The sequence below is a fragment of the Parasphingomonas halimpatiens genome, assembly GCF_036663795.1.
In the GTDB taxonomy this organism is placed as follows: domain Bacteria; phylum Pseudomonadota; class Alphaproteobacteria; order Sphingomonadales; family Sphingomonadaceae; genus Sphingomonas.
In genome coordinates this window covers 22,557-43,911 of the sequence record NZ_JAXOJP010000019.1, presented here as the reverse complement: position 1 = coordinate 43,911, position 21,355 = coordinate 22,557, and the positions used below count along the sequence as shown (strand labels likewise).

The 21,355-nt window shown below is 67.5% G+C and carries 19 protein-coding genes; 10 read left to right on the top strand and 9 right to left on the bottom strand.

Going from position 1 to position 21,355, the window contains the following annotated elements; genetic code table 11:
- Window positions 1-91: 91 nt before the first annotated feature.
- Both U1839_RS17540 and U1839_RS17535 read left to right on the top strand, forming a co-directional pair.
- Window positions 92-1,918, top strand: a complete 1,827-nt coding sequence (locus tag U1839_RS17540) for a DUF885 domain-containing protein (RefSeq protein ID WP_332804881.1) — start codon at window positions 92-94, stop codon at window positions 1,916-1,918.
- 307 nt (window positions 1,919-2,225) lie between these two features.
- Window positions 2,226-2,435: a Sec-independent protein translocase family protein gene (locus U1839_RS17535; RefSeq protein ID WP_332804880.1), complete on the top strand. Its 210-nt coding sequence runs from the start codon at window positions 2,226-2,228 to the stop codon at window positions 2,433-2,435.
- Window positions 2,436-2,499: 64 nt separating this feature from the next.
- Here U1839_RS17535 and U1839_RS17530 read toward each other — a convergent pair whose 3' ends face one another.
- On the bottom strand, window positions 2,500-4,269 hold the full coding sequence (locus U1839_RS17530; protein ID WP_332804879.1) for an aspartyl protease family protein: 1,770 nt from the start codon (window positions 4,267-4,269) through the stop codon (window positions 2,500-2,502).
- A 289-nt stretch (window positions 4,270-4,558) separates the two neighbouring features.
- Between U1839_RS17530 and U1839_RS17525 the strand changes: the two genes are divergently transcribed.
- Complete coding sequence (locus U1839_RS17525) at window positions 4,559-6,817, top strand: NADP-dependent malic enzyme (RefSeq protein WP_332804878.1); 2,259 nt, start codon at window positions 4,559-4,561, stop codon at window positions 6,815-6,817.
- Between the two features lie 327 nt (window positions 6,818-7,144).
- A complete protein-coding gene (locus tag U1839_RS17520; protein ID WP_332804877.1) occupies window positions 7,145-7,783 on the top strand; it encodes a retropepsin-like aspartic protease family protein in 639 nt (212 codons plus the stop codon).
- 235 nt (window positions 7,784-8,018) lie between these two features.
- Here U1839_RS17520 and U1839_RS17515 read toward each other — a convergent pair whose 3' ends face one another.
- Complete coding sequence (locus U1839_RS17515; protein WP_332804876.1) at window positions 8,019-8,807, bottom strand: SDR family oxidoreductase; 789 nt, start codon at window positions 8,805-8,807, stop codon at window positions 8,019-8,021.
- Window positions 8,808-8,938: 131 nt separating this feature from the next.
- Entirely contained in the window at window positions 8,939-10,084 is a 1,146-nt protein-coding gene (locus tag U1839_RS17510) for an acyl-CoA dehydrogenase family protein (protein ID WP_332804875.1), read from the bottom strand.
- Window positions 10,085-10,244: 160 nt separating this feature from the next.
- Between U1839_RS17510 and U1839_RS17505 the strand changes: the two genes are divergently transcribed.
- The 3 genes from U1839_RS17505 to U1839_RS17495 all read left to right on the top strand — a co-directional run bounded on the left by U1839_RS17505 (window position 10,245) and on the right by U1839_RS17495 (window position 13,236).
- Complete coding sequence (locus U1839_RS17505) at window positions 10,245-11,075, top strand: SDR family NAD(P)-dependent oxidoreductase (protein ID WP_332804874.1); 831 nt, start codon at window positions 10,245-10,247, stop codon at window positions 11,073-11,075.
- Window positions 11,072-12,535, top strand: coding sequence for an MFS transporter (locus U1839_RS17500; protein ID WP_332804873.1), 1,464 nt, complete (start codon window positions 11,072-11,074; stop codon window positions 12,533-12,535). The genes U1839_RS17505 and U1839_RS17500 overlap by 4 nt, the downstream gene beginning before the upstream one ends.
- Before the next feature lie 167 nt (window positions 12,536-12,702).
- The gene (locus U1839_RS17495; RefSeq protein ID WP_332804872.1) at window positions 12,703-13,236 is read left to right on the top strand and encodes a CHAP domain-containing protein; all 534 of its coding nucleotides are present in this window, start codon (window positions 12,703-12,705) and stop codon (window positions 13,234-13,236) included.
- A 3-nt stretch (window positions 13,237-13,239) separates the two neighbouring features.
- On the opposite strand, the gene msrB is transcribed toward U1839_RS17495, so the two are convergent.
- A complete protein-coding gene (msrB, locus tag U1839_RS17490) occupies window positions 13,240-13,734 on the bottom strand; it encodes a peptide-methionine (R)-S-oxide reductase MsrB (RefSeq protein ID WP_332804871.1) in 495 nt (164 codons plus the stop codon).
- Window positions 13,735-13,848: 114 nt separating this feature from the next.
- Between msrB and U1839_RS17485 the strand changes: the two genes are divergently transcribed.
- Window positions 13,849-14,130 (top strand): hypothetical protein, encoded by a 282-nt coding sequence (locus U1839_RS17485; RefSeq protein ID WP_332804870.1) that lies wholly within the window; start codon window positions 13,849-13,851, stop codon window positions 14,128-14,130.
- A 201-nt stretch (window positions 14,131-14,331) separates the two neighbouring features.
- Here the strand turns inward: U1839_RS17485 and U1839_RS17480 are convergent, their stop codons facing one another.
- The 3 genes from U1839_RS17480 to U1839_RS17470 form a co-directional block, all read right to left on the bottom strand.
- Entirely contained in the window at window positions 14,332-15,579 is a 1,248-nt protein-coding gene (locus U1839_RS17480; protein WP_332804869.1) for a cytochrome P450, read from the bottom strand.
- A 92-nt stretch (window positions 15,580-15,671) separates the two neighbouring features.
- Complete coding sequence (locus U1839_RS17475) at window positions 15,672-16,907, bottom strand: ABC transporter permease (RefSeq protein WP_332804868.1); 1,236 nt, start codon at window positions 16,905-16,907, stop codon at window positions 15,672-15,674.
- Entirely contained in the window at window positions 16,904-17,821 is a 918-nt protein-coding gene (locus U1839_RS17470) for an ABC transporter ATP-binding protein (RefSeq protein WP_332804867.1), read from the bottom strand. Before U1839_RS17470 ends, U1839_RS17475 begins: the two co-directional genes overlap by 4 nt.
- A gap of 46 nt (window positions 17,822-17,867) precedes the next feature.
- Here U1839_RS17470 and queG point away from each other — a divergent pair, with 46 nt between their 5' ends.
- Window positions 17,868-18,965, top strand: a complete 1,098-nt coding sequence (queG, locus tag U1839_RS17465; protein WP_443030633.1) for a tRNA epoxyqueuosine(34) reductase QueG — start codon at window positions 17,868-17,870, stop codon at window positions 18,963-18,965.
- A 113-nt stretch (window positions 18,966-19,078) separates the two neighbouring features.
- Here queG and U1839_RS17460 read toward each other — a convergent pair whose 3' ends face one another.
- Window positions 19,079-19,462, bottom strand: a complete 384-nt coding sequence (locus tag U1839_RS17460; protein ID WP_332804865.1) for a hypothetical protein — start codon at window positions 19,460-19,462, stop codon at window positions 19,079-19,081.
- Window positions 19,459-20,136, bottom strand: a complete 678-nt coding sequence (locus U1839_RS17455; protein ID WP_332804864.1) for an EI24 domain-containing protein — start codon at window positions 20,134-20,136, stop codon at window positions 19,459-19,461. The genes U1839_RS17460 and U1839_RS17455 overlap by 4 nt, the downstream gene beginning before the upstream one ends.
- A 188-nt stretch (window positions 20,137-20,324) precedes the next feature.
- On the opposite strand from U1839_RS17455, the gene U1839_RS17450 reads away from it, so the two are divergent.
- Window positions 20,325-21,323: an adenosine kinase gene (locus U1839_RS17450; protein ID WP_332804863.1), complete on the top strand. Its 999-nt coding sequence runs from the start codon at window positions 20,325-20,327 to the stop codon at window positions 21,321-21,323.
- Window positions 21,324-21,355: the final 32 nt, after the last annotated feature.

Sequence of the window (21,355 nt, the reverse complement as noted above, 5' to 3'; positions counted from 1 at the left end):
CAACTCGTAAACTGGCTCTTTTTAGTTGCGACGCGATTCGACAATGCGACCAGTGTTTGACGTGCGACACCGCACCCGTCATCTCTTCGCGATGGACACGCCCTCCCTCTCTCGCCGCGAGACGCTGGCAGGCCTTGCCGCCGTAGCCGCTACCACAGCACTACCCGCCCGCGCCACCACCGCAACGACCACCCCCGCCGCCGCCCTCCTAGACAGCCTCGCCTGGCACCTGCTCGAACTCGACCCCGGCGAGGCAACCCGCCTGGGCCTCGACACCGGCCCCCACGCCACCCTTCGCGGGCGGCTCGACGATCGCTCCCCCGCAGGCGTCGCGGCGAAGCGGACCTTTCTGGCGGGTGCGCTCGATGAGCTGGCGCGGCTGCCGGTCGCCGGTTTGCTCGACCCCGCCACGCGGACCAGCCTTGCCGTCGCCGAGAGCGCGTTTCGCACCGCGGCCGAGGGGATGGCGCTGCCTTATGGCGTGGCGACGATCGGCAGCTGGCGCAACACGCCTTATGGCGTGATCCAGAATGTCGGCGCGTGGCTCGACGTGCCGCAGCTGCTCGATGGCGACCAGCCGGTGAAGAACGCCGCCGATGCGGAAGCCTATCTCGCGCGGCTGGCGGCGATGGCGGGGCAGCTCGACGGCGAGACGCAGCGCATCGCCGCGGCGCGCCGGGCCGGGCTGGTGCCGCCGGCCTTCCTGCTCGACAAGACGATCAAGGGCATGACGGGCAGCATCATCTCGGCGGCGCTGATCGGCGGGCCGCTGCTCGGGCCGCTGGTGCGCAAGCTTGGCGGCATGACGGGCGACTGGGTGCCGCGCGCCTCGCAGATCGTCCGCGCGCGCGTTGCGCCGGCGATGATGCGGCAGCTCGACGAACTGAAGCTGCAGCGCAAGGTCGCGAGCGACGCGGCGGGGCTGCTGACGCGGCCGCATGGCCCCGAATGGTATGCCTGGGGGCTACGCGCGGGGACGACGACGACGCGGTCGCCGGCCGAGATCCATGCGCTGGGCCGCGCGCAGCTGATCGAGCTGCAGGCGCGGATGGACACCATCCTCAAGGGATTTGGGCTAACGAAGGGCAGCGTCGCCGAGCGCGCGGCGGCGTTGCAGCAGCGGCCCGGGATCGGCTTTGCCAATGACGATGAGGGGCGGCGGCAGATTATCGCCTATATGCAGGGGCGGATCGACGCGATCCGGCCGCGCCTGCCCCAGGCGTTCCGCCGGCTGGTCAAGGGCGATCTCGAGATCCGCCGCATGCCGCTGGCGCAGGAGCCGGGCGCGCCGGCGGCCTATGGCGGGCCGGGGGCGCTCGATGGGTCGATCCCGGGGCGGATCTGGGTCAATCTCGGCGACCCGAGCATCCACAACCGCGTGACGATCCCCGACCTGGTGTTTCACGAGGGCATTCCCGGGCATGTCTGGCAGGGCGACTATGCGCAGCAACTGCCGCTGATCCGCTCGATCCTGGCGTTCAACGCCTATTCGGAAGGCTGGGCGCTGTACGCCGAGCAACTCGCCGATGAGCTCGGCCTGTATGACGATGATCCCGCCGGGCGGCTTGGTTATCTGATGGGGCTGTCGTGGCGCGCGGTGCGGCTGGTGGTCGATACCGGCATCCACGCGCTGGGCTGGACGCGCGAACAGGCGCTGGCCGAATTCGTCGCGGCGACGGGGCTGCCGCCGAGCAATGCGGCGAGCGAGGTTGACCGGTACTGTGCGTGGCCGGGGCAGGCGTGTGGGTACAAGCTGGGGCACATTGAGATCAACGCGCAGCGCGCGCGGGCCAAGGCGGCGCTGGGGGCGCGGTTCGATTTGCGCGATTTCAACCAGGCAGTGGTCGAGGGGGGCAATGTGCCGCTCGATGTGCTGGCGGGGGAGGTTTCGCGGTACGTGGCTGGGGTGAAGGCGTAGGGGGGCGGGCGGAAGAAGAAGAGGGTTTGTTCGCGCGGAGGCGCGGAGGCGCGGAGGGTTTTGTGGCGGGGGTCGGGGCAGTAGCGGGCCGTTCTACGTGCTGGCGGCGTGGTGTCGCGGTACTTTGCGAGCGTGATTGGGTAGGGCGGCCGCGTTTATGATCTTGGGTGTTCCTGCGTACGCAGGAACCCAGGGCCGCGGGCGGCGCGTCTGGAAACCTGGGCTCCTGCGTGCGCAGGAGCACGGGGTTGTTGGGGATGTTCAGCGTGCGGCGATCTTCGCCGGGCGTTTTTGAAGGAGAGCGATGATGGGTTCGTTTTCGATCGTCCATTGGCTGATCTACATCGCCGTCACCGCGATCTGGATCGTACCGCTCTTTCAGATCCTCGGCCGGATTGGCTGGCCCAGGGGGCTGGCGTTTCTCGCGCTGTTTCCGCCGGCCGGCCTGATCCTGTTCTGGTGCATCGCCTTTGGCGGCTGGCGCTCACCCGGCCAGGGGGGACGCTCAGCGATTTGAAGCAGGGCTGACATCGGTCTGAGTCAACGGGTCTAGATTGCGAAATGGCGCTGCCGCCGGTCGCTCAGGGCGCTACGCCGAGCTTGCGCGCGCGCTCCGGCAGCTTGGCGTCGAGCTTCACCGCCGCAGCGAGGTCGGCGGCGCCTTCGTCCTTGAGGCCCTTGCGCTGCTTCGCCAGCCCGCGGCCATAATGCGACCAGGCCATGTCGGGGTTTCTGGCCAGCGCGGCGTCGTAATCGGCGATCGCGCGGTCGAGATTGCCGAGGCGCAGCTGGACGAGGCCGCGGCTGTCGAGAATGTCGGCGGCGCCGGGGCGCAGGCGCAAGGCGGCGTTGCAATCGTCGAGCGCCTTGTCGAGCTCGCGGCCCGCCTCGGCGCGCGTCCAGCAGCGGCCGTTGAGCGTCTCGCCACGGCGGCTGTCGTCGGGATGGGCGCGAATCCACAGGTCATATTGCGCCACGGCCGCGTCGAAGGCGTCGATCGCGCCATAGATGTCGGCGAGCTCGTAGCGGCGATCGGCCGAGGGGGCGAGCACGCGGTCGGCGGCATCGGCATCGGCGCGGCTCGGTGCGTGGTCGTCGTCGCGGGCATGATAACCGGCGCGGGCGATGCGGGCGTCGACCGCGGCGGGATCGAGCTTGACCGCGAGATCGAGATCGGCGCCCGCCGCGTCGTGATCGCCGCTGCCGAGGCGCGCCAGCGCGCGCTGCAGCGGATAGCGCGCATCGCCCGGCGCGAGCGCGATGGCGCGGCCATAATCGGCGATCGCCTGGGCATATTGGCGACGCGCGGCGAGCGCGGCGGCGCGGCGGGCGAAGCCGTCGGCATCGCTCGGTGCAGGGCCGCCGGTCGCGGCGGCAGGCGTCGTGCCGACCGACGCGGTCGCCGCCGCGCTTTCCTGCACGCTGAGGTCGAACACCTTGCCGCCGTTGAAAGTGATGAACATGCGATTCTGCCTGTTGTCGACATAGACGCGGTGCGAGAGGAAGAAATCGGCACCGATCAGCATGTCGATGGGGCCCTGCTCGAGGCGGCCGATGCGCAGCTTGATGCGCTGGATCTGCTCATCGTCGCCGAGCTTGAGGCTGGCGAAGGGCGCGATCCAGGTCCGCACGACACGCCGGCCGATCCCGCTGCTTTCGCCGGCATCGACGACCCCGGGGCTGTCGGGTGTGATGCCGGCGCGCGCGGCGGCGGCGAGCGACAGCATGGTGACCGGCGCGCCGGTATCGAACAACGCGCGGATTCGCGCGCCGTTGAGCGTCACCCAGGCGACGGTGTGCGGCTCGAGCGGGGTACGCGGCAGGGTCTCCAATGTCGACCAGGGCTTGTCGCCATGCCAATAGGCGAGGTGGGAATGCGCGCAGTCCTTCGAGCGCATCAGCCGCACGTCACCCTGCGCGAAATCATATTCGACATCGGCGTAACCCAGTACGTTCTGGCCGAGCAGCCCGGTGGCGCCGAACTCGCTGCCGCCGACGATGAACTGGATGTCCTTGATGCTGGCGCCGGCGAGCCCGAACTCGCTGACCGTCGCGATCTTGATCTTGGCTTTGCCGCCGACGCCGCTGACATAGTAGCCATCGGGCGCGGCGCTGAGGTGCAGGCCGAGCTCGGTGGCGCTGCCCGGCGAAATGAAACTGTAAAAGGCGCCGCTATCGACGATGAAGCGCGCGTCCTTGCCGTTGATGCGGGTCTCGATCGTCGGCGAGAGACCGTTCATCGTCACCTTGAACGCGGCGATTTGCGCGACGCTGCATGCCGCCAGCGCGGGCGCCGGGAGCAGCGCCAGCGTCGCGGCGAGGATGATCTTGCGGGGAAGCGTGCCGGCCATGAGTCGCCCTGTATGGAATGACGGAATGTCAGGTACATGGTGGCAGAAAATGGCGGTGTTGCACGAAGTAAAAATTGCGGGGCCGTGCGCGCCCGCCGCCGCCAGCGCCAGCCTATTCCAGGCCGTCGTCGCGCCTCGCGAGCACGCGATCGAACGGCGCGATCCGTTACGGCGGCACTTGCCGCGCGGACCGGGCGTCAATTCGCCCGGCAGGCACTTACACCACAAGCGGGGTGACGCGCCGCGCCACATTCCGTAAGGGCACTGCCAAACGAGAGGTTCCCCCCCGATGTCCGACGAATCCAACGCCCAGCTCGATCGCGAAGCCCTGCTGTTTCACTCCGAGGGTCGGCCGGGCAAGATCGAGATCATCGCGTCGAAGCCGATGGCGACGCAGCGCGACCTCGCCTTGGCCTATTCGCCCGGCGTCGCGGCGCCGGTGCAGGCGATCGCCGACGACCCCGCCACGGCGTACGACTATACCGCCAAGGGCAATCTCGTCGCAGTGATCTCCAACGGCACGGCGATCCTCGGCATGGGCAATCTCGGCGCGCTCGCCGCCAAGCCGGTGATGGAAGGCAAGGCGGTGCTGTTCAAGCGCTTCGCCGATGTCGACGCGATCGACATCGAGCTGAAGACCGAGGATGTCGCGCGCTTCATCGACGCGGTCGAGCTGATGGAACCGAGTTTCGGCGGGATCAACCTCGAGGACATCAAGGCGCCGGAATGCTTCATCATCGAGCAGACGCTGCGCGAGCGCATGAATATCCCGGTCTTTCATGACGACCAGCATGGCACCGCGATCATTACCGCCGCGGGCCTCATCAATGCCTGCTTGCTTACCGGGCGCCAGCTCAAGGATATCAAGGTCGCGGTCAATGGCGCGGGCGCGGCGGCGATCGCCTGCACCGAGCTGATGAAGGCGATGGGCGTGCGCCACGAGAACGTCATCATGTGCGACCGCCAGGGCGTGATCTATCAGGGCCGCGAAGAGGGCATGGACCAATGGAAGTCGGCGCATGCCGCGAAGACCGACAAGCGCACGTTGGAAGAGGCGCTCGACGGCGCGGACGTGTTCCTCGGCCTGTCGGCGGCGGGCGCGCTCAAGCCCGAGATGGTGATGAAGATGGCCAAGGCGCCGATCATCTTCGCGATGGCCAACCCGACCCCGGAGATCCTGCCCGAGCTGGCCAAGGCGGCGCGGCCGGATGCGATCATCGCGACGGGGCGGTCGGATTATCCCAACCAGGTCAACAATGTTCTCGGATTCCCCTTTATTTTCCGGGGTGCGCTCGACGTTCGTGCAACGGGGATCAACGATGCGATGAAGATTGCCGCCGCCAACGCCATTGCCGAGCTGGCGCGCGAGCAGGTGCCGGAGGAGGTCGCGCTGGCTTATGGCGTGCGTTACACCTTCGGGCCGGAATATATCATCCCGGCGCCGTTCGACCCGCGGCTGATGGAGCTGATCCCCGCCGCCGTCGCCAAGGCGGCGATGGATTCGGGGGTGGCGACCAAGCCGATCCTCGACATGGCGGCCTATCGCCACGAGCTGCGCGCGCGATTGAACCCGACGACTTCGGTGCTGAGCCTCGCTTATGATGGCGCGCGCGCGCACCCCAAGCGCGTGCTGTTCGCGGAAGGCGAGGAGGAAGTGGTGCTGCGCGCGGCGATCGCCTTCCGCGATGGCGGTTACGGCACGCCGGTGCTGGTCGGGCGCGACGACGTGCCCGATCGGCTGCGCGCGCTCGGCGTGACCGACCCCGAAAATTACGAGCTGCACAACAGTCGTACCTCGACGCTGGTGCCGAAGATGGTCGACTTTCTCTACGAGCGGCTGCAGCGGCGCGGCTTCCTGCGGCGCGACTGCGAGCGGATGATCAACCAGGACCGCAACATCTTCGGCGCGGTGCTGCTCCAGCTCGGCGAGGCCGATGCGATGATCACCGGCATCACCCGGACCTATGCGCATACGATGCGCGAGGTGCGCAAGGTGATCGACCCGATTGCCGGGCGCACGGCGTTCGGCATCCATCTGATGGTCGGCAAGGCGCACACCGTGTTCCTCGCCGACACGACGATCAACGAGCGGCCGAGCGCCGAGGAACTGGCCGACATCGCCGAGGGCACCGCGGCGGTGGCGCGGCGCATGGGGCACGAGCCGCGCGTGGCGTTCCTGAGCTATTCGACCTTCGGCAACCCGGAAGGCAAGTGGCTGGAGAATCTGCGCGAGGCGGTGTGCGTGCTCGACCGGCGCAAGGTCAGCTTCGAATATGAGGGCGAGATGGCGCCCGACGTTGCGCTCAACCCCAAGCAGCTCGCCAATTATCCCTTCGCGCGGTTGTCGGGGCCGGCCAATGTGCTGATCATGCCGGGGCTGCAGAGCGCCAACATCTCGGCCAAGCTGCTGCGCGAGCTGGGCGGCGACGCGGTGATCGGGCCGATGCTGGTCGGCATGGAGAAGCCCGTGCAGATCGCACCGATGACCTCGACCGCCGGCGAACTGGTGACGCTGGCGGTGCTGGCGGCAGGGGGTATCGCGCGGTGACGCCAGCTCCTCCCCGGAACGGGGAGGGGGACCGCGAAGCGGTGGAGGGGGCGAGCAGCACGCGCTCGGTCCGCCTCCGATCAAGAAGAAGATTTGTTCGCGCGGAGGCGCGGAGGCGCGGAGGGTGTTGCGCGCCGGGTGGCGTCGCGCCAACTCATCGCGCCGTGCGCGTTGCACGGTGGAGGGTTTTGCATTGTTGGCGCTCGCAACAGCTCCGCGTCTCCGCGCCTCCGCGTGAACCGATTGTGAGACGCCGATACGTGACGTGTCGTCGCAGTCTGCGATCGGTCAGCTTGTATACAGCTTGGTCGCACCAATATTGCCTCCATGCTCGACTATCTCAGCGCTCATGCGACGTTGATCCTGCTGGTGGCGATCGCCGTGCTGGTGGTGGCGATGCTGCAGCGCGTGCCGATCGTCGGCCGCTTCGTATCGTTCGCGATCATGATCGCGTCGCTGGGGTTCGTCGTGCTGCTGGTCGGGCAGCGCGCGCGTTTCGACCCGGCGTTCGCGCGGATCGCGCAGACCTTTCACATCGGCGAGCGCGAGCAGGAGGCGGTCGGCAAGGAATTGCGTGTGCCGATGGCGAGCGACGGGCATTTCTGGGTGCGCGTGCGCATCGGCAAGATCGAGCGGCGCATGCTGGTCGACAGCGGCGCGACGGTCACCGCGATCTCGAGCGACACGGCCGAGCAGGCCGGACTGTTCCCCGACGACGCGCCCTTCCCGATGGTGGTGCGGACCGCCAACGGTGCGGTCAACGCGCAGACCGCGACCGTCCCCGAGGTGCGGATCGGCAATGTCGTGGCGCGCGACCTGCCGGTGGTGGTGTCGCCGGCGTTCGGCGACATGGACGTGATCGGGATGAACTTCCTGTCGCGGCTCAAATCGTGGCGCGTCGAGGGGCAGACGATGGTGCTGGTGCCGCATCATCCGGTGGGGGTTGCGGCGGACGCGACGACCTAGGATCGGGCCTTAAACCTGGATCACAAGATAATTTCCGTTCGCCCTGAGCTTGTCGAAGCCTGTCCTGAGCGCCTGCCTTGGCAGGCAGTCGAAGGGGGCTGTTGTTCCTTGCAACCGTGGCAAGAAAGAACAGTGCTTCGACAAGCTCAGCACGAACGGTTCAGGTTAATCTCACGATGCTCCCGGTTGCGGCGCAGATCTTAGCGTCTCCCCTCAAGGTGAAGGGAGAAGGGCTTTACGCGTCGATCGAGGTGCCCAGCGACGCGTTCACCAAGCCGCCATCGCAGACGATCGTGTCGCCGACGATATAGTCACCCGCGCGGCTGGCGAGGAAGATCGCGGTGCCGGCCATGTCCTCGGCGTCGCCGATGCGGCGCGACGGGATGCTCTTGGCGACCTCGTCGCCATGGTCGCGTGCGGCGCGGTTCATCTCGCTGGCAAAGGCGCCCGGTGCGATCGAGGTGACGTTGATCGAATCCTTGATCAGCCGCGCGGCCATGCGCTTGGTCAGGTAGATCAGCGCCGATTTCGAGGCGTGGTAGCTATAGGTCTCCCACGGGTTGAGGCGCAGGCCGTCGATCGAGGTGATGTTGATCACCTTGGCCGGGCGCTGGTGGCTGGCGGCGGCCTTGAGCGCGCCGTGCAGCTTCTGCGTCAGGAAGAAGGGCGACTTGACGTTGAGGTCCATGACCTTGTCCCAGCCGATTTCGGAGAATTCCTCGAACGGCACGCCCCAGGCGGCGCCGGCATTGTTGACGAGGATGTCGAGCTTCGACTCGTGCTGGGCAAATTGCTCGGCCAGCGCGGTGCAGCCGGCGACGCTGGAAACGTCCTGCGGCAGGGCGATGCAATTGGGGCCGAGCTCGGCGGCGGTCTCCTCGCACGCAGCGGCCTTGCGCGACGAGATATAGACCTTGGCGCCCTGCGCGATGAAGCCGGCGGCGATCATCTTGCCGATGCCGCGGCTGCCGCCGGTGACGAGGGCGACGCGACCGTCGAGGCGGAACAGGTTGGTGGTGTCCATACTTTTTCTCCTCACCCCTCCCGCTTGCGGGAGGGGCAGGGGGTGGGCTCCCGCTCTCCGCATATGCTGCCGATTGTCGAGGGCGGGTGCCCACCCCCAACCCCCTCCCGCTTGCGGGAGGGGGCTAATTGTCACCCCCCGCGTTTGATCGTTTCGCGGGCGATGATGATCTGCTGGATCTGGCTGGTGCCTTCGTAAATGCGGAACAGGCGGACGTCGCGATAGAGCCGCTCGATGCCGTAATCGGCGATATAGCCGGCACCGCCATAGATCTGCACCGCGCGATCGGCGACGCGGCCGACCATCTCGCTGGCATAATATTTCGCCGCCGCCGATTCCATCACCACGTCCTTGCCGGCGTCCTTGGCATGCGCGGTTTCGAGCACGAGCGCGCGGGCGGCGAGCGCTTCGGTCTTGCTGTCGGCGATCATGCCCTGGATCAGCTGATGCTCGGCGATCGGTTTGCCGAACTGGCTGCGCGTCGTGGCATAGCCGACGCAATCGGCGATCAGCCGCTCGGCGACGCCAATGCACACCGAGGCGATATGCAGCCGGCCGCGATCGAGCACGCGCATCGCGATCTTGAAGCCTTCGCCTTCCGCGCCGAGCCGATTGGCGGCAGGGACCGCCACGTCGTCGAAATTGACGTCGGCGACCTTGGCGCCCTTTTGCCCCATCTTCTTTTCGGGCTCGCCGATCGACAGCCCCGGCAGGTCGCGCGGCACGAGGAAGGCCGAGACGCCGTGCGCCCCGGCTTCCGGCCCGGTGCGCGCCATGACGGTGAACAGGTCGGCCTTGTCGGCATTGGTGATGTAGCGCTTGGTGCCGGTGAGGCGGTAGACGTCGCCGTCCTTGACCGCGCGGGTCTTCACGCTGCCCGAATCGCTGCCGACATCGGGCTCGGTCAGCGCGAAGCTGGTGATGATCTCGCCGCTGGCGATGCGCGGCAACCATTGCGCCTTTTGTTCGGGCGTGCCGGCCATCACCAGTCCCTGGCTGCCGATGCCGACATTGGTGCCGAAGGTCGAGCGGAAGGCGGGGGTGGTGCGGCCCATCTCGATGCCGATCCGCGCCTCCTCGTACATGGTGAGGCCAAGCCCGCCATATTCCTCGGCGATCGACAGGCCGAACAGCCCCATGTCGCGCATCTCGGCGACGATCTCGGCGGGAATCGCGTCATCGGCCTCGACCTGCGCCTCGAGCGGGCGGAGTCGCTCCGCGACGAAGCGGCGCACGGTGTCGATCAGCGCATCGAAGGTTTCTGGGTCGAGTGCCATGGCGTCCGCTCGCTTTTCCTGCACGGGGTTTGTCGTCGCTGCGAGGGTTAGTCAGTGGCGTCGCGTCGGGCAAGCACCTGCAAACCTAAAATTCGAAAGACGCGCGATTGACGGGGCTCAACCCCATACTATGGACGTCAAAACGAAATTGGAGAGTGTGATGCGTTTTGCGGGCAAGCGTGCCGTGGTGACCGGCGGCGCCTCGGGAATCGGCCGGGCGACGGTGCAGCGGCTGGTCGACGAGGGTGCCGAGGTGTGGATCGGCGACATCGACGCGGAAGGCGGCCAGGCGATCGCCGAGACCTCGAACGGGCGGGTGCATTTCCGGCGCACCGATGTGTGCGAGGCGGGCGACATCGCCGCGCTGATCGAGGCGGCCGATGCCGCCGGCGGGATCGACATATTGTTCAACAATGCCGGGGCGGGTGGGTCGCGCGAGCGGATCGATGCGATCTCGCCGGAGGATTGGGACCGCACCCAGGCGCTGCTGCTGCGCTCGGTCGCGCTCGGCATCCGCTATGCCGCGCCGCTGATGGCGAAGCGCGGCGGTGGGGCGATCGTCAACACCTCGAGCGTCTCGGCGCTGGGCAGCGGCTACGCGCCGACCGCCTATTCGGTCGCCAAGGCCGGGGTGCTTCACCTGACGCGGGTCGCCGCGGCCGATCTCGCCAAGCACCGGATTCGCGTCAATGCGGTGGTGCCGGGCTTCATTACCACGGGCATCTTCACCGCATCGTTCGATCTCGATGCCGAGAAGCAGGCGATGGCGGATGCGGCAATCGCCGGCGTCGCGGCCAATGCGCAGCCGGTGCAGCGCGCCGGACGGCCCGAGGACATCGCGGCGGCAGTGGCGTTCCTCGCCAGCGAGGATGCCGGGTTCATCACCGGCACGCATATCCTCGTCGATGGCGGGATGCTGGTCGGCACGCGCGCGAGCTGGGACGACACGCAGCCGAGCCTGTTCTCGGTGCTCGACGGCATCGCCGGATGAGCGCCGCGCCGCTCGCCGTGCCGCCGGCCCGCCAGCTGGGTGCGCGCAGCCGCTGGTCGTTCGGGGTCGGGTCGATCGCCTATGGCATCAAGGATAGCGGCTTCGCGACCTTCCTGCTGCTGTTCTACAACCAGGTGATCGGGCTGCCATCGGCAGCGGTCGGGCTGGCGGTCGGCGCGGCGCTGATCGTCGAGGCGTTCGTCGATCCGCTGGTCGGGTATCTGTCGGATCATACGCGCGGGAAATGGGGGCGGCGCCATCCCTGGATGTACGCCTCGGCGATTCCGGTCGCGCTCGGCTGGTGGTTGCTGTGGAACCCGCCGCACTGGGAACAGGGGCCGTTGCTGCTCTACGTCTTCGCGACCGCGCTGATGGTGCGCGTCGCGCTGTCGACCTTCGAGATTCCATCATCGGCGCTCGGGCCCGAACTGACCTCCGACTATGACGAGCGGACGCGGCTGTTCTCCTACCGCTATCTGTTCGGCTGGGGCGGCGGGCTGGTGATGCTGTTCCTCGCCTATACCGTGTTCCTGCGCCCCGACGCGGCGCATGCCAACGGGCTGACCAATGGCGATGGTTATCGCGCCATGGCGGGGCTGGCGGCAGTGCTGATGGCGGTGTCGATCGTCAGCTCGTCGATCGGGCTGCACCATGAGATCGGGCGACTGCCGCCGGCGCCGCCGCGCGGCGGCAGCCTGCACGACCATTTCGGCATGTTCGGCCGGACGATCGCCAACAAGGGCTTCCTCATTCTGATGGCGGCGGGGCTGTGCGCCTATACCGCGCAGGGCATTTCCTTCGCGCTGTCGAACTACAACTATCAGTTCGTGTGGCGGCTCGCCGGGGGTGATTATGTGTTGCTGCCGCTCGCGTTGATGGTCGGCGCGGGAATCGCCTTCTTCATCGCGCCAGCCCTGACGCGCGGCGGCAACAAGGCGCGCGCCGGAGCGTGGTTGTCGGCGGTCAATGTCGTCTTGCTGATCTCGCCCTATGTGCTGCGTCTGCTCGGCTGGTTCCCCGAGCCGCGTATGCCGATGACGCTACCGATCCTGCTGACGATCTGGGCGCTCCAGACGGCGGTCGGCGTCGCCGCGTTCATTCTCGGGGCGGCGATGCTCGCCGATGTCGTCGAGGAATCGGAGATGCGCACCGGGCGGCGTTCCGAAGGCGTGTTCTATGCCGGCGGGTTCTTCGTCCAGAAGCTGTGCGGCGGGCTCGGCATCTTCTTTGCCGGGCAGATTCTCAGCCTCGCTTCCTTCCCGCAGTCGGCGGCGCCGGGCACGGTGTCGGTCGGCACGATCGACCGCATGACGATCTGCTTCATCGTCACGATGCTGATCTTCTATGGCGGCGCTGCGCTGTTCTACGCCTTCTTCCCGTTCGGCCGCGCCGAGCACGAGGCGCGCCTAAAACATGCTGCCGCGCGGATCGATGTCGCGATGGAAGGGGCGATTCCGTAGTTTTTGCTGCGACGCAGCATGCAGCGACCGGCGGGTTTCGTCGGTTGGTCGGTGTGTAAACACGGTTCGTCCCGAAAGGTTCCCGACGAACGGTTGGCGGGGTTTGCAGGCGGCGCACCCGTCTATAACCACCATATCAGCAATCGTTCGGGGGCCTTGGGGGTCACATGAATTTCAAGTCTGTCACAGCGCGATTCGCGCTGCTGGTTTCCTGCGGCCTGATGACGGCAACCCCCGCCATGGCGCAGTTCTGGCAGTGTGCGCCTTATGCGCGGCAGATTTCGGGCATCGACATTCACGGCAACGCCAATACCTGGTGGAGCCAGGCTGCCGGCCATTACGGTCGCGGCCATACCCCGCGCGTCGGCGCCGTCCTTGCCTTCGCCGCCAGCGGCCGCATGCCGATGGGCCATGTCGCGATGGTCAGCGACGTGATCAACGACCGCGAAGTGCTCCTGACGCATGCCAACTGGTCGCGCCGCGGCGGCGTCGAGACCAATGTCCGCGCGGTCGACGTGTCGGAAGCCGGCGACTGGAGCCGCGTCAAGGTGTGGTACGGCCCGGTCGGTGGCCTCGGCACCAGCGCCTATGCCGCCAACGGTTTCATCTATGCCGATCGCAACAACGACGACCAGGCGCCGCTCGCCCCGATGACGCTGGCCAGCGCCGACACCTCGAACGGCGACAGCGCCGCTTTCTGATCGTTACGCCGCGCCGGGTTTGAAGCTCAGCGCGACGCCGTTCATGCAATAGCGCAGCCCGGTCGGCTGCGGGCCATCGTCGAAGACATGGCCGAGATGCCCCCCGCAGCGCGAGCAATGCACCTCTGTCCGCGTGAAGCCGAGCGAGCCGTCCTTGCGCGTGGCGACAGCGCCCTTCAGCGGCGCGTAGAAGCTCGGCCAGCCGGTGCCGCTCTCGAACTTGGTACGCGACGAGAAGTTCGGCAGCGCGCAGCCGGCGCAGGCGAAGGTGCCCGCGCGATGCTCGTTGAGCAGCGGGCTCGATCCGGGTCGCTCGGTGTCCTCGTGGCGCAGCACCTCATAGGCGGCGGGCGACAGCTTCTTCTTCCACTGCGCGTCGGTCAGCGTCACCGCGAAGTGCTCGGGCGCGCGGGCGCTGGCATCGCGGCAGCCGAACAGCGCGAAGGCGACGGTGCCGGTGGTGGCGAAGGTCAGGAAGGTGCGGCGGTCGGGGGTCATCAATCGGTCCTTTTGAGCCTGTTCGGCCTATAGCTACGATCGGTTACGGCGTCAGGATGCGATCGCCGGTCAAAGGCCCCGGGAACCGCGACGCGTCTCGCGAATTCATGCCGTATGTTTCAACAGCTTGAACCACCCATCCCGGTCCATGTGCTCGACAAGGGCGCCGGCTTCGCCTTCGCAGTGATCGACTATGGTCAGGAGCATAACCTGATCTGGGTCACGGCGATCAACGACACCGGCGAGATCTGGTGCGCCCCCAATCCGCGCGTGCGGTTGCAGGCCAACTGGACGATGGGGCGCAAGAAGCCCGTAGCCGTGACGGCGCGCGAACAGGGCGACTGCTCCGGTGCCGGCGAGTCGCTGAAGGTCGAGACGGTCGACAAGCCGAACTAAGCGCTCAGTTCACGGATCGGCACCTTTAGCCCCTCCCTTCAGGGGAGGGGTTGGGGTGGGGCCTCACCCCAAACGCCGTGCTTGCGGCACTGCCCCACCCCCTACCCCTCCCCTAAAGGGGAGGGGCTTAATAGAGTTATGCCGGCTGGGATTTGGTATAATCCCTCTCCCGCGCGCGGTAGCGGGCGGAAACCCGCAACCTCAGTATTTGGTGATTTCGACCGGCAGCTTGCGATAACCGTGGACGAAGCAGCCGGCGACGCGATCGGGCTCGCGCAGCACGTTGACGCGCATGCGGCGCTTGCTCATTTCCTCGAGCAGCGTCGCGATTTGCAGTTCGGCCAGTCGCGCGCCGACGCAGCGATGGATGCCGTGGCCGAAGGCAAGGTGACGGCGGGCATTGGGGCGGTCGACGACGATCTTGTCGGCGTCTTCGCCAAACACGCTCGCGTCGCGATTGGCCGAGATGTACCACAGAGCGAGCTTGTCGCCGGCCTTGATCTGCTGGCCTTCGAGGACCGTGTCCTGCGTCGCGGTGCGGCGCATATGGGCGAGCGGAGTCTGCCAGCGGATGATGTCCTGCACGGCATTGCCGATCAACGACGGATCGCCTTCGAGCTTGGTCCGCTGGTCGGGGAATTTGTCGAGGCCGTAGACCGCCGCCGTCATCGAGTTGCGCGTCGTGTCGTTGCCGCCGACGATCAGCAGGATGAGGTTGCCGAGAAACTCCATCTGATCCATCTCGGCCATGGCTTCGCTGTGCATCATCATCGAGATGAGGTCGGGCGTCGGCGGCTTGCCGAGCTTGGCGTTCCACAGGCCCTGGAAATAGGCGCCGCACTCATACATGTGCTTGAGCCGCTCGAGCCGCAGTTCCTCGGTCTTGACCAGTTCGATATCGCCGGCCCAGTCGGACCAGAAGGTCAGCTTGCGGCGGTCCTCCCACGGGAAGTCGAACAGGATGGCGAGCATCTGCGTGGTCAGTTCGATCGACACCTTGTCGACCCAGTCGAATTCGGTGTTCCATTCGAGCGTGTCGAGAATTTCGGCGGTGCGGCGGCGGATGTCGCCGCTCATCCGCACCATCTCGCTGGGGGTGAAGGCGGGGGCGACGGTGCGGCGCTGGCCGGTATGCTTGGGCCGGTCCATCGCGATGAACATCGGCATGCGCACGTCGGAGGTCGAATTCTCGATGAAATCGGCAATGGTGATGCCGCCGGCCTGCGACGAATAGACATCGGGCAGCGATTCGACCTCGACGATCGGCTTGTAGCTCGACACCGACCAATAGGGGCCGAAGCCCGATTCGGGGACATAATGCACCGGCGAGGTCTCGCGCAGCTGGCGGAACGGCTCCTGCCAGCGGTCCTCGGTGTAAAGCTCGGGTCGGCTCACATCGAACGGATCGACCGTCTGATCGTGCGTCACTTCCTGCGCCAGAGTCGCCATGTCCACTCTCCTTTCGCCGTAGAAAAGCGGTAACTGACACTTATGTCAATAGCGTTTCGCAACGGATATCGGGTGAGTCGCCGAAGCGGGTATCAGCTGCGACCGATCAGCGCTTTCCAGCGGAACTTACCGCTGCCCGATTGCAGCACGCCGCGGCGAAAGGCGCGGACGCCGACCGCGACGAAGATCGCGACCCACAGCGCCTGCCATGCCAGCGCCGCTAGGTGCGGCCACAGTTCGGCCGACTGCGCCGCGCGGCCGGCCATGTAATAGGGCGAGCTGAGCGGAAAGACCTCGGCGAAGATGGCCATCCAGCTGCCGGGGTGTGAAATGGCGACCGCGCCGAGCCCGAACATCGACACCTGCACCAGCGTGATCGGCAGCGACAACAGCTGGATCTCGCGCACGCTCGACGCCTGCGCGCCGACGCCGAGAAACACCGCGCCGAGCAGCATATAGGCCATGGTGAAATAGGCGAGGAACAGCAGGGTGAAGAGCGGCATGCCCATCGCCGGGGTGAGCGCGGCGAACCCGGCCGCCATGCCGGCGGGCATCAGCGTGGTGATCTGCGTGATCAGCGTGCCCCAGAAGGTGAGGAACAGTATCGCGACGCCAAAGGTGCCGAGCAGCTTGCCGAAGAACACCGATTCGAGCGGCACGGCGGCGGCGAGGATCTCGATCACCTTGTTGCCGCGTTCCTCGGCCACGCCGCTGACGACCTGGCCGGCGAGCAGCAGCGTGAGGAAGAAGATCGCGAACACCGCGAAGAAGCCCGATTCCTTGGCGCTGCGCATGCGCGGGGCATTGCGCTTGATTTCGGTCAGCGTCGCGTTGCTCAGCGCGGTCGCGCCGCCGCTGCGCGCGGTGCGCAGCGTCTGCTCGGCGAGCTGGGCGAGATAGGCCGCCGATCGCGTCTTGTTGGGTGTGTATACGACCTGCGGATGGTCGAGCGGCCCGTAAAGCACCGCCGCAACATCGATGCCGCGATCCTCGATCAGCGCATGGGCCTGGACGGCGGGGTCGGCGCTTGGCGCGTCGGTCCGCAACAACGGCGGCGCCTCGCCGGCGTCGCGGAAGACGCGGCGCAGCTGCGTATCGTTGACCATCATCGTGCGCGCGTCGTTGCCGGCGACCAGCGCGACGATCCGCGTCTTGTCGCCCGATCCCGAGGTGGCCGCGCTGGCACCGAGGCCGCCGATCGCGCCGAACGACCCCATCACCACCGGCGCGAACAGGAAGATCAGGAAGGTCGGGGTAAACACGGTGGCGACGAAATCGCGTCGCGCGATGGTCAGCGTCTGGCGGACGAGGGTGGTGAAGCGGCTCATGCCTGATCCTCCAGCGCGGCGCGGCCGACGATCTTGACGAAGGCGTCGTGCAGGCTGGGCCGCTCGATCGACAGGCCGGAAATGCCGTAACCCGCGCCGATCAGCTTGCTCAGCACCTGTTCGGTTCCTTCGTCGGGGACGGTGAAGCGCCAGCCATCGCCCTGGTGCTGCGCGCCGGCGGGCAGATAGTCGGCGATATGCGCATCGTCGTTGCGCGGGGTGTAGGTTGCCTGCATCGGCAGCAGGCCGCGTGCCTCGGCGACGGTGCCCTCGAAACGGCGCCGGCCCTTGGCGATGATCGCCAGCCGGTCGCACAGCCGCTCGGCATGCGCCATGACATGCGTCGACAGCACGATCGTCGCGCCGCGGTCGCGCTCGGCGAGGATCAGCGCCTCGAGCCGTTCCTGGTTGACCGGATCGAGCCCCGAAAAGGGCTCGTCGAGCACGAGCAGTTCGGGCTGATGCACGATCGAGCCGAGCAGCTGGACGAGCTGTGCCATGCCCTTGGAGAGCTTGCGGATCTTGTCGTCGGCGGCATGGCCGAGCCCGGCGGCGTCGAGCAGCTCGACCGCGCGCTTGCGCCCGGTGCGCAGCGGCAGGCCGCGCAGCGCGCCCATGAAGGCGATCGCCTCCTTCGCCTTCATCGCCGGATAAAGTCCGCGCTCCTCGGGCAGATAACCGACGCGGTCGCTGACCTCGCGCGGGCGATCGGTGCCGAGCAGCGTGCGCTGGCCGCCATCGGGCTCGATGATGCCGAGCAGCATGCGCAGCGTCGTCGTCTTGCCCGCCCCGTTGGGGCCGAGCACGCCGTAGATCATGCCGGTCGGCACCGCGATGTCGACGCCGTCGACGACGCGTCGCCCGCTGAAATTCTTGATCAGCCCGGTGGCGCTGATCGCGAGTTGGTCGTGCAACGAAAATTCCTCAGGCGGGAAGCCCGTCGCGTGGTAGCGGGAGGTGGTGGAGCAAGACAAGTCACTCGCGGCATCATTAGCCACGAAAGCGGCCGAACTCGGCTTTGCCGCGTGCGGCGTGGCGCGCGCCGATGCCGCGCCGCTGGCGGGCGAGCGGCTGCGGGAGTGGCTCGACGCGGGCATGCACGGCGACATGATCTGGATGGAGGCGCGCGCCGGGCAGCGCGCCAGCCCGACCGGCCTGTGGGGCGAGGTGAAGAGCGTGATCGCATTGGGCATGAGCTATGCCCCGGCGAGCGATCCGCTGGCGCTGGCCGCGGTGCCCGATCGCGGGCGAATCTCGGTCTATGCCCAGGGGCAGGATTATCACGACGTGGTCAAGCGCGCGCTCAAGGCACTGGCGCGCTGGCTGGTGGCGAGCGCCGGCGGCGACCTCAAGGTGTTCGTCGACACCGCGCCGGTGATGGAAAAGCCGCTGGCCGAGGCGGCGGGGCTGGGCTGGCAGGGCAAGCACAGCAACCTCGTCAGCCGCGCGCATGGCAGCTGGCTGTTCCTCGGCGCCATTTACACCACGCTCGACCTGGCGCCCGATGCGCCGGGGCGCGACGCGTGCGGCTCGTGCGACGCGTGCCAGCGGGCATGCCCGACCGACGCCTTTCCCGCGCCCTACCGGCTCGATGCGCGGCGCTGCATCTCCTATCTGACGATCGAGCATGCCGGGCCGATCCCGCTCGAATTCCGCGCCGCGATCGGCAACCGCATCTATGGTTGCGACGATTGTCTCGCGGTGTGCCCGTGGAACAAGTTCGCCGACGCAGCGCACGCCAACCTCGCCTTCGCGCCGCGCGCCGAACTGGCGGCGCCGTCGCTCGCCGACCTGCTCGCGCTCGACGATGCCGCGTTTCGTACGGTGTTTTCGGGCTCGCCGATCAAGCGCATCGGCCGCAATCGCATGGTGCGCAATGCGCTGATCGCGGCGGGGAATAGCGGTGAGGGGGCGCTGGTCGGACCGGTGGCGGCGTTGCTGGACGATGCCGATCCGGTGGTGGCTGAGGCAGCGGCCTGGGCGTTGGCCCGACTCCAAAGCCCCTCCCCTTTAGGGGAGGGGTTGGGGGTGGGGCCTATCCGCGAATCCGGCGCTTGAGGCACTGCCCCACCCCAACCCAGTTCCGGGTGAACCGCACCCCGTGCGGTTCAGGTCATGCCGGGGGCATGACCGACCCGGAACTCCTAAAGGGGAGGGGCTTTGGAGAAAGCCTACCGCCGCCCGCCGCGCCCGACCTGCAACGCCCCGACGCAGCTCGCGCGGTCGATCGGGCTGCCGTCAGTCTGGCGCGCGTCGAGATAGGTGACGAGTGGCTCGCCCGAGCCCTTGGGATAGAGATAGGCATCGAGCACGCAGGTCGCGTTGCCGAACTGCAGCTTGCGCGCATTGCCCTCGCGCACATCGGCGAGCGGCTGGCCGAACAGCCCGACCAGCGCGCCGGCCGGCTGGCCGATCACGCGATCCATGCCCGCCGCGACGCCGCCGGGAATCGGGACATAGGCTGCCGGCACATGTTGCGTGCGCGGGGCGGTGCCGTCGCCGGCACAGGCGCCGAGTGCGAGCGCGGGCAGCAGGATGAGGGTCGCGCGGATCATGACCGGCCTTTCGCGTGAAACAGATGCGTCGCCATCGCCGCGCCGAGCACCGGTGCGAACAGGTTGAGGATCGGAACCACGAACAGCCCCGCCACGGCAACCCCCAGCACGAAGCGGGGGCCGCGGGTCGTCGCGCGCCAGCCACGCATCGCCTCGCGCGGCATGTGGCGCGCCGCGACCATGTCGCCGAGATCGCGCCCGAGCAGCCAGCCATTGACGAGAATGAAGGCGATCGGCGTGCCGATGCCGGTGACGATCAGCACGATGTAGAGCGGCGCCAACAACAGATTGACGAGGATCGCCCGCCCGGCGGCGCCGAGCGCCATGGTCAGCGATCGCATCAGCGGAATGCCCCGCGCGGTGTCGAGCGCGGCGGGATAATGTTTGCGCTCGACCGCGACGACGATCTCGTCGGCGAAGATGTCCATCACCGCGATCGCCACGGTGCGAAACAGCAGCCAGCCGAGCGCCAGTGCCGCCAGCACCGCGATTGCGCCGGCGAGCGTGGTGCCGGTATCGTCGACATAGCGCGCAGCAAGGCTTTCCGCGCCGAACCACAGGCCGGTACCAAGGCCGAACAGTATCAGCACGGTGAGCGCAAGCGACTTGAGAAAGACCGCGGCAACACGGGGGTCGCCGAGCTGGCCGAGCGAGAGAAACAGCGAACGGATCATCGGCGCAGCGTGCGGACAAGCGCAGGCTCCGTCAACGCCCCGGTTGCGCCGCGGCGGCGCGACCATTAGGCGACGATCCATAAACTCCGTTCGGGCTGAGCTCGTCGAAGCCCCGCACTTCTTTACCGCGAAGAAGAACGGCCCTTCGACACGCTCGGGGCGAACGGTCTATTTTTTGGAGACCCAGCTTGAGTGCAGCCACCTATGACGTCGTCGCGATCGGCAATGCGATCGTCGATGTCCTGTCGCAGACCGACGACGACTTCATCATCGCCCAGGGCATGGCCAAGGGCTCGATGCAGCTGATGTTCTCGCCGGCCGAGGCCGACGAACTTTACGCCAAGATGGGCCCGGGGATCGAGGCGAGCGGTGGCTCGGCAGCAAACACCGTCGCGGGCATTGCCGCGCTGGGTGGCAGCTGCGGCTTTATCGGCCAGGTCGCCGACGACCAGCTCGGCGACGTCTTCGCGCACGACATCCGCGCCGCCGGCGTCAGCTTCACCACCGCGGCGCGCGACGGCGAGCCGACCACCGCACGCTGCCTGATCTTCGTCACGCCCGATGGGCAGCGCACGATGAACACCTTTCTCGGCGCGTCGCAGTTCCTGCCCGCCAGCGCGCTCGACCGCGCGATGATCGAGGCGGGCGCGATCCTCTATCTCGAGGGGTATCTGTGGGATCCCGAGGAGCCGCGCGCGGCGATGCGCGAGGCGATCGACATTGCGCGCGCTGCCGGCCGCAAGGTCGCCTTCACGCTCAGCGACGTGTTCTGCATCTCGCGCCACGGCGCCGATTTCCGCGCGCTGATGGCCGACGGGCTGATCGACATCATGTTCGCCAATGAGAATGAGATTCTCGCGCTGATGGAGAGCGACAGCTTCGACGCGGCGGTGGCCGCGGCCGCGGCGCAGGTGCCGCTGCTGGTGTGCACGCGCAGCGAGCATGGCGCGATCGCGGTGTTGGGCGGGCGCACCGTCGCCGTCCCGGCCGAGCCGATTGACAAGGTCGTCGACACCACCGGCGCGGGCGACCTGTTCGCCGCCGGTTTCCTGCGCGGCCAGGCGCAGGGCAAGAGCCTCGAGGAATCGCTCCGGCTCGGCGCGATCTGCGCGGCGGAGATCATCTCGCATTATGGCGCACGCCCGATGTGCGACATGCAGGCGCTGGTGGCCGAAAAGCTCGGCTGACGCGCCTTTCATCAAGGCAAGCAAAAGGGGCC

What these genes read in the sequence shown, in the direction of transcription:
- U1839_RS17525 (WP_332804878.1), top strand. Translation starts at nt 4,559, where the DNA reads ATGTCCGACGAATCCAACGCCCAGCTCGATCGCGAAGCCCTGCTGTTT.
- U1839_RS17515 (WP_332804876.1), bottom strand. Translation starts at nt 8,807, where the DNA reads ATGGACACCACCAACCTGTTCCGCCTCGACGGTCGCGTCGCCCTCGTC.
- U1839_RS17540 (WP_332804881.1), top strand. Translation starts at nt 92, where the DNA reads ATGGACACGCCCTCCCTCTCTCGCCGCGAGACGCTGGCAGGCCTTGCC.
- U1839_RS17530 (WP_332804879.1), bottom strand. Translation starts at nt 4,269, where the DNA reads ATGGCCGGCACGCTTCCCCGCAAGATCATCCTCGCCGCGACGCTGGCG.
- U1839_RS17505 (WP_332804874.1), top strand. Translation starts at nt 10,245, where the DNA reads ATGCGTTTTGCGGGCAAGCGTGCCGTGGTGACCGGCGGCGCCTCGGGA.
- U1839_RS17510 (WP_332804875.1), bottom strand. Translation starts at nt 10,084, where the DNA reads ATGGCACTCGACCCAGAAACCTTCGATGCGCTGATCGACACCGTGCGC.
- msrB (WP_332804871.1), bottom strand. Translation starts at nt 13,734, where the DNA reads ATGACCCCCGACCGCCGCACCTTCCTGACCTTCGCCACCACCGGCACC.
- U1839_RS17475 (WP_332804868.1), bottom strand. Translation starts at nt 16,907, where the DNA reads ATGAGCCGCTTCACCACCCTCGTCCGCCAGACGCTGACCATCGCGCGA.
- U1839_RS17495 (WP_332804872.1), top strand. Translation starts at nt 12,703, where the DNA reads ATGAATTTCAAGTCTGTCACAGCGCGATTCGCGCTGCTGGTTTCCTGC.
- U1839_RS17535 (WP_332804880.1), top strand. Translation starts at nt 2,226, where the DNA reads ATGGGTTCGTTTTCGATCGTCCATTGGCTGATCTACATCGCCGTCACC.
- U1839_RS17480 (WP_332804869.1), bottom strand. Translation starts at nt 15,579, where the DNA reads ATGGCGACTCTGGCGCAGGAAGTGACGCACGATCAGACGGTCGATCCG.
- U1839_RS17485 (WP_332804870.1), top strand. Translation starts at nt 13,849, where the DNA reads ATGTTTCAACAGCTTGAACCACCCATCCCGGTCCATGTGCTCGACAAG.
- U1839_RS17520 (WP_332804877.1), top strand. Translation starts at nt 7,145, where the DNA reads ATGCTCGACTATCTCAGCGCTCATGCGACGTTGATCCTGCTGGTGGCG.
- U1839_RS17455 (WP_332804864.1), bottom strand. Translation starts at nt 20,136, where the DNA reads ATGATCCGTTCGCTGTTTCTCTCGCTCGGCCAGCTCGGCGACCCCCGT.
- U1839_RS17500 (WP_332804873.1), top strand. Translation starts at nt 11,072, where the DNA reads ATGAGCGCCGCGCCGCTCGCCGTGCCGCCGGCCCGCCAGCTGGGTGCG.
- U1839_RS17460 (WP_332804865.1), bottom strand. Translation starts at nt 19,462, where the DNA reads ATGATCCGCGCGACCCTCATCCTGCTGCCCGCGCTCGCACTCGGCGCC.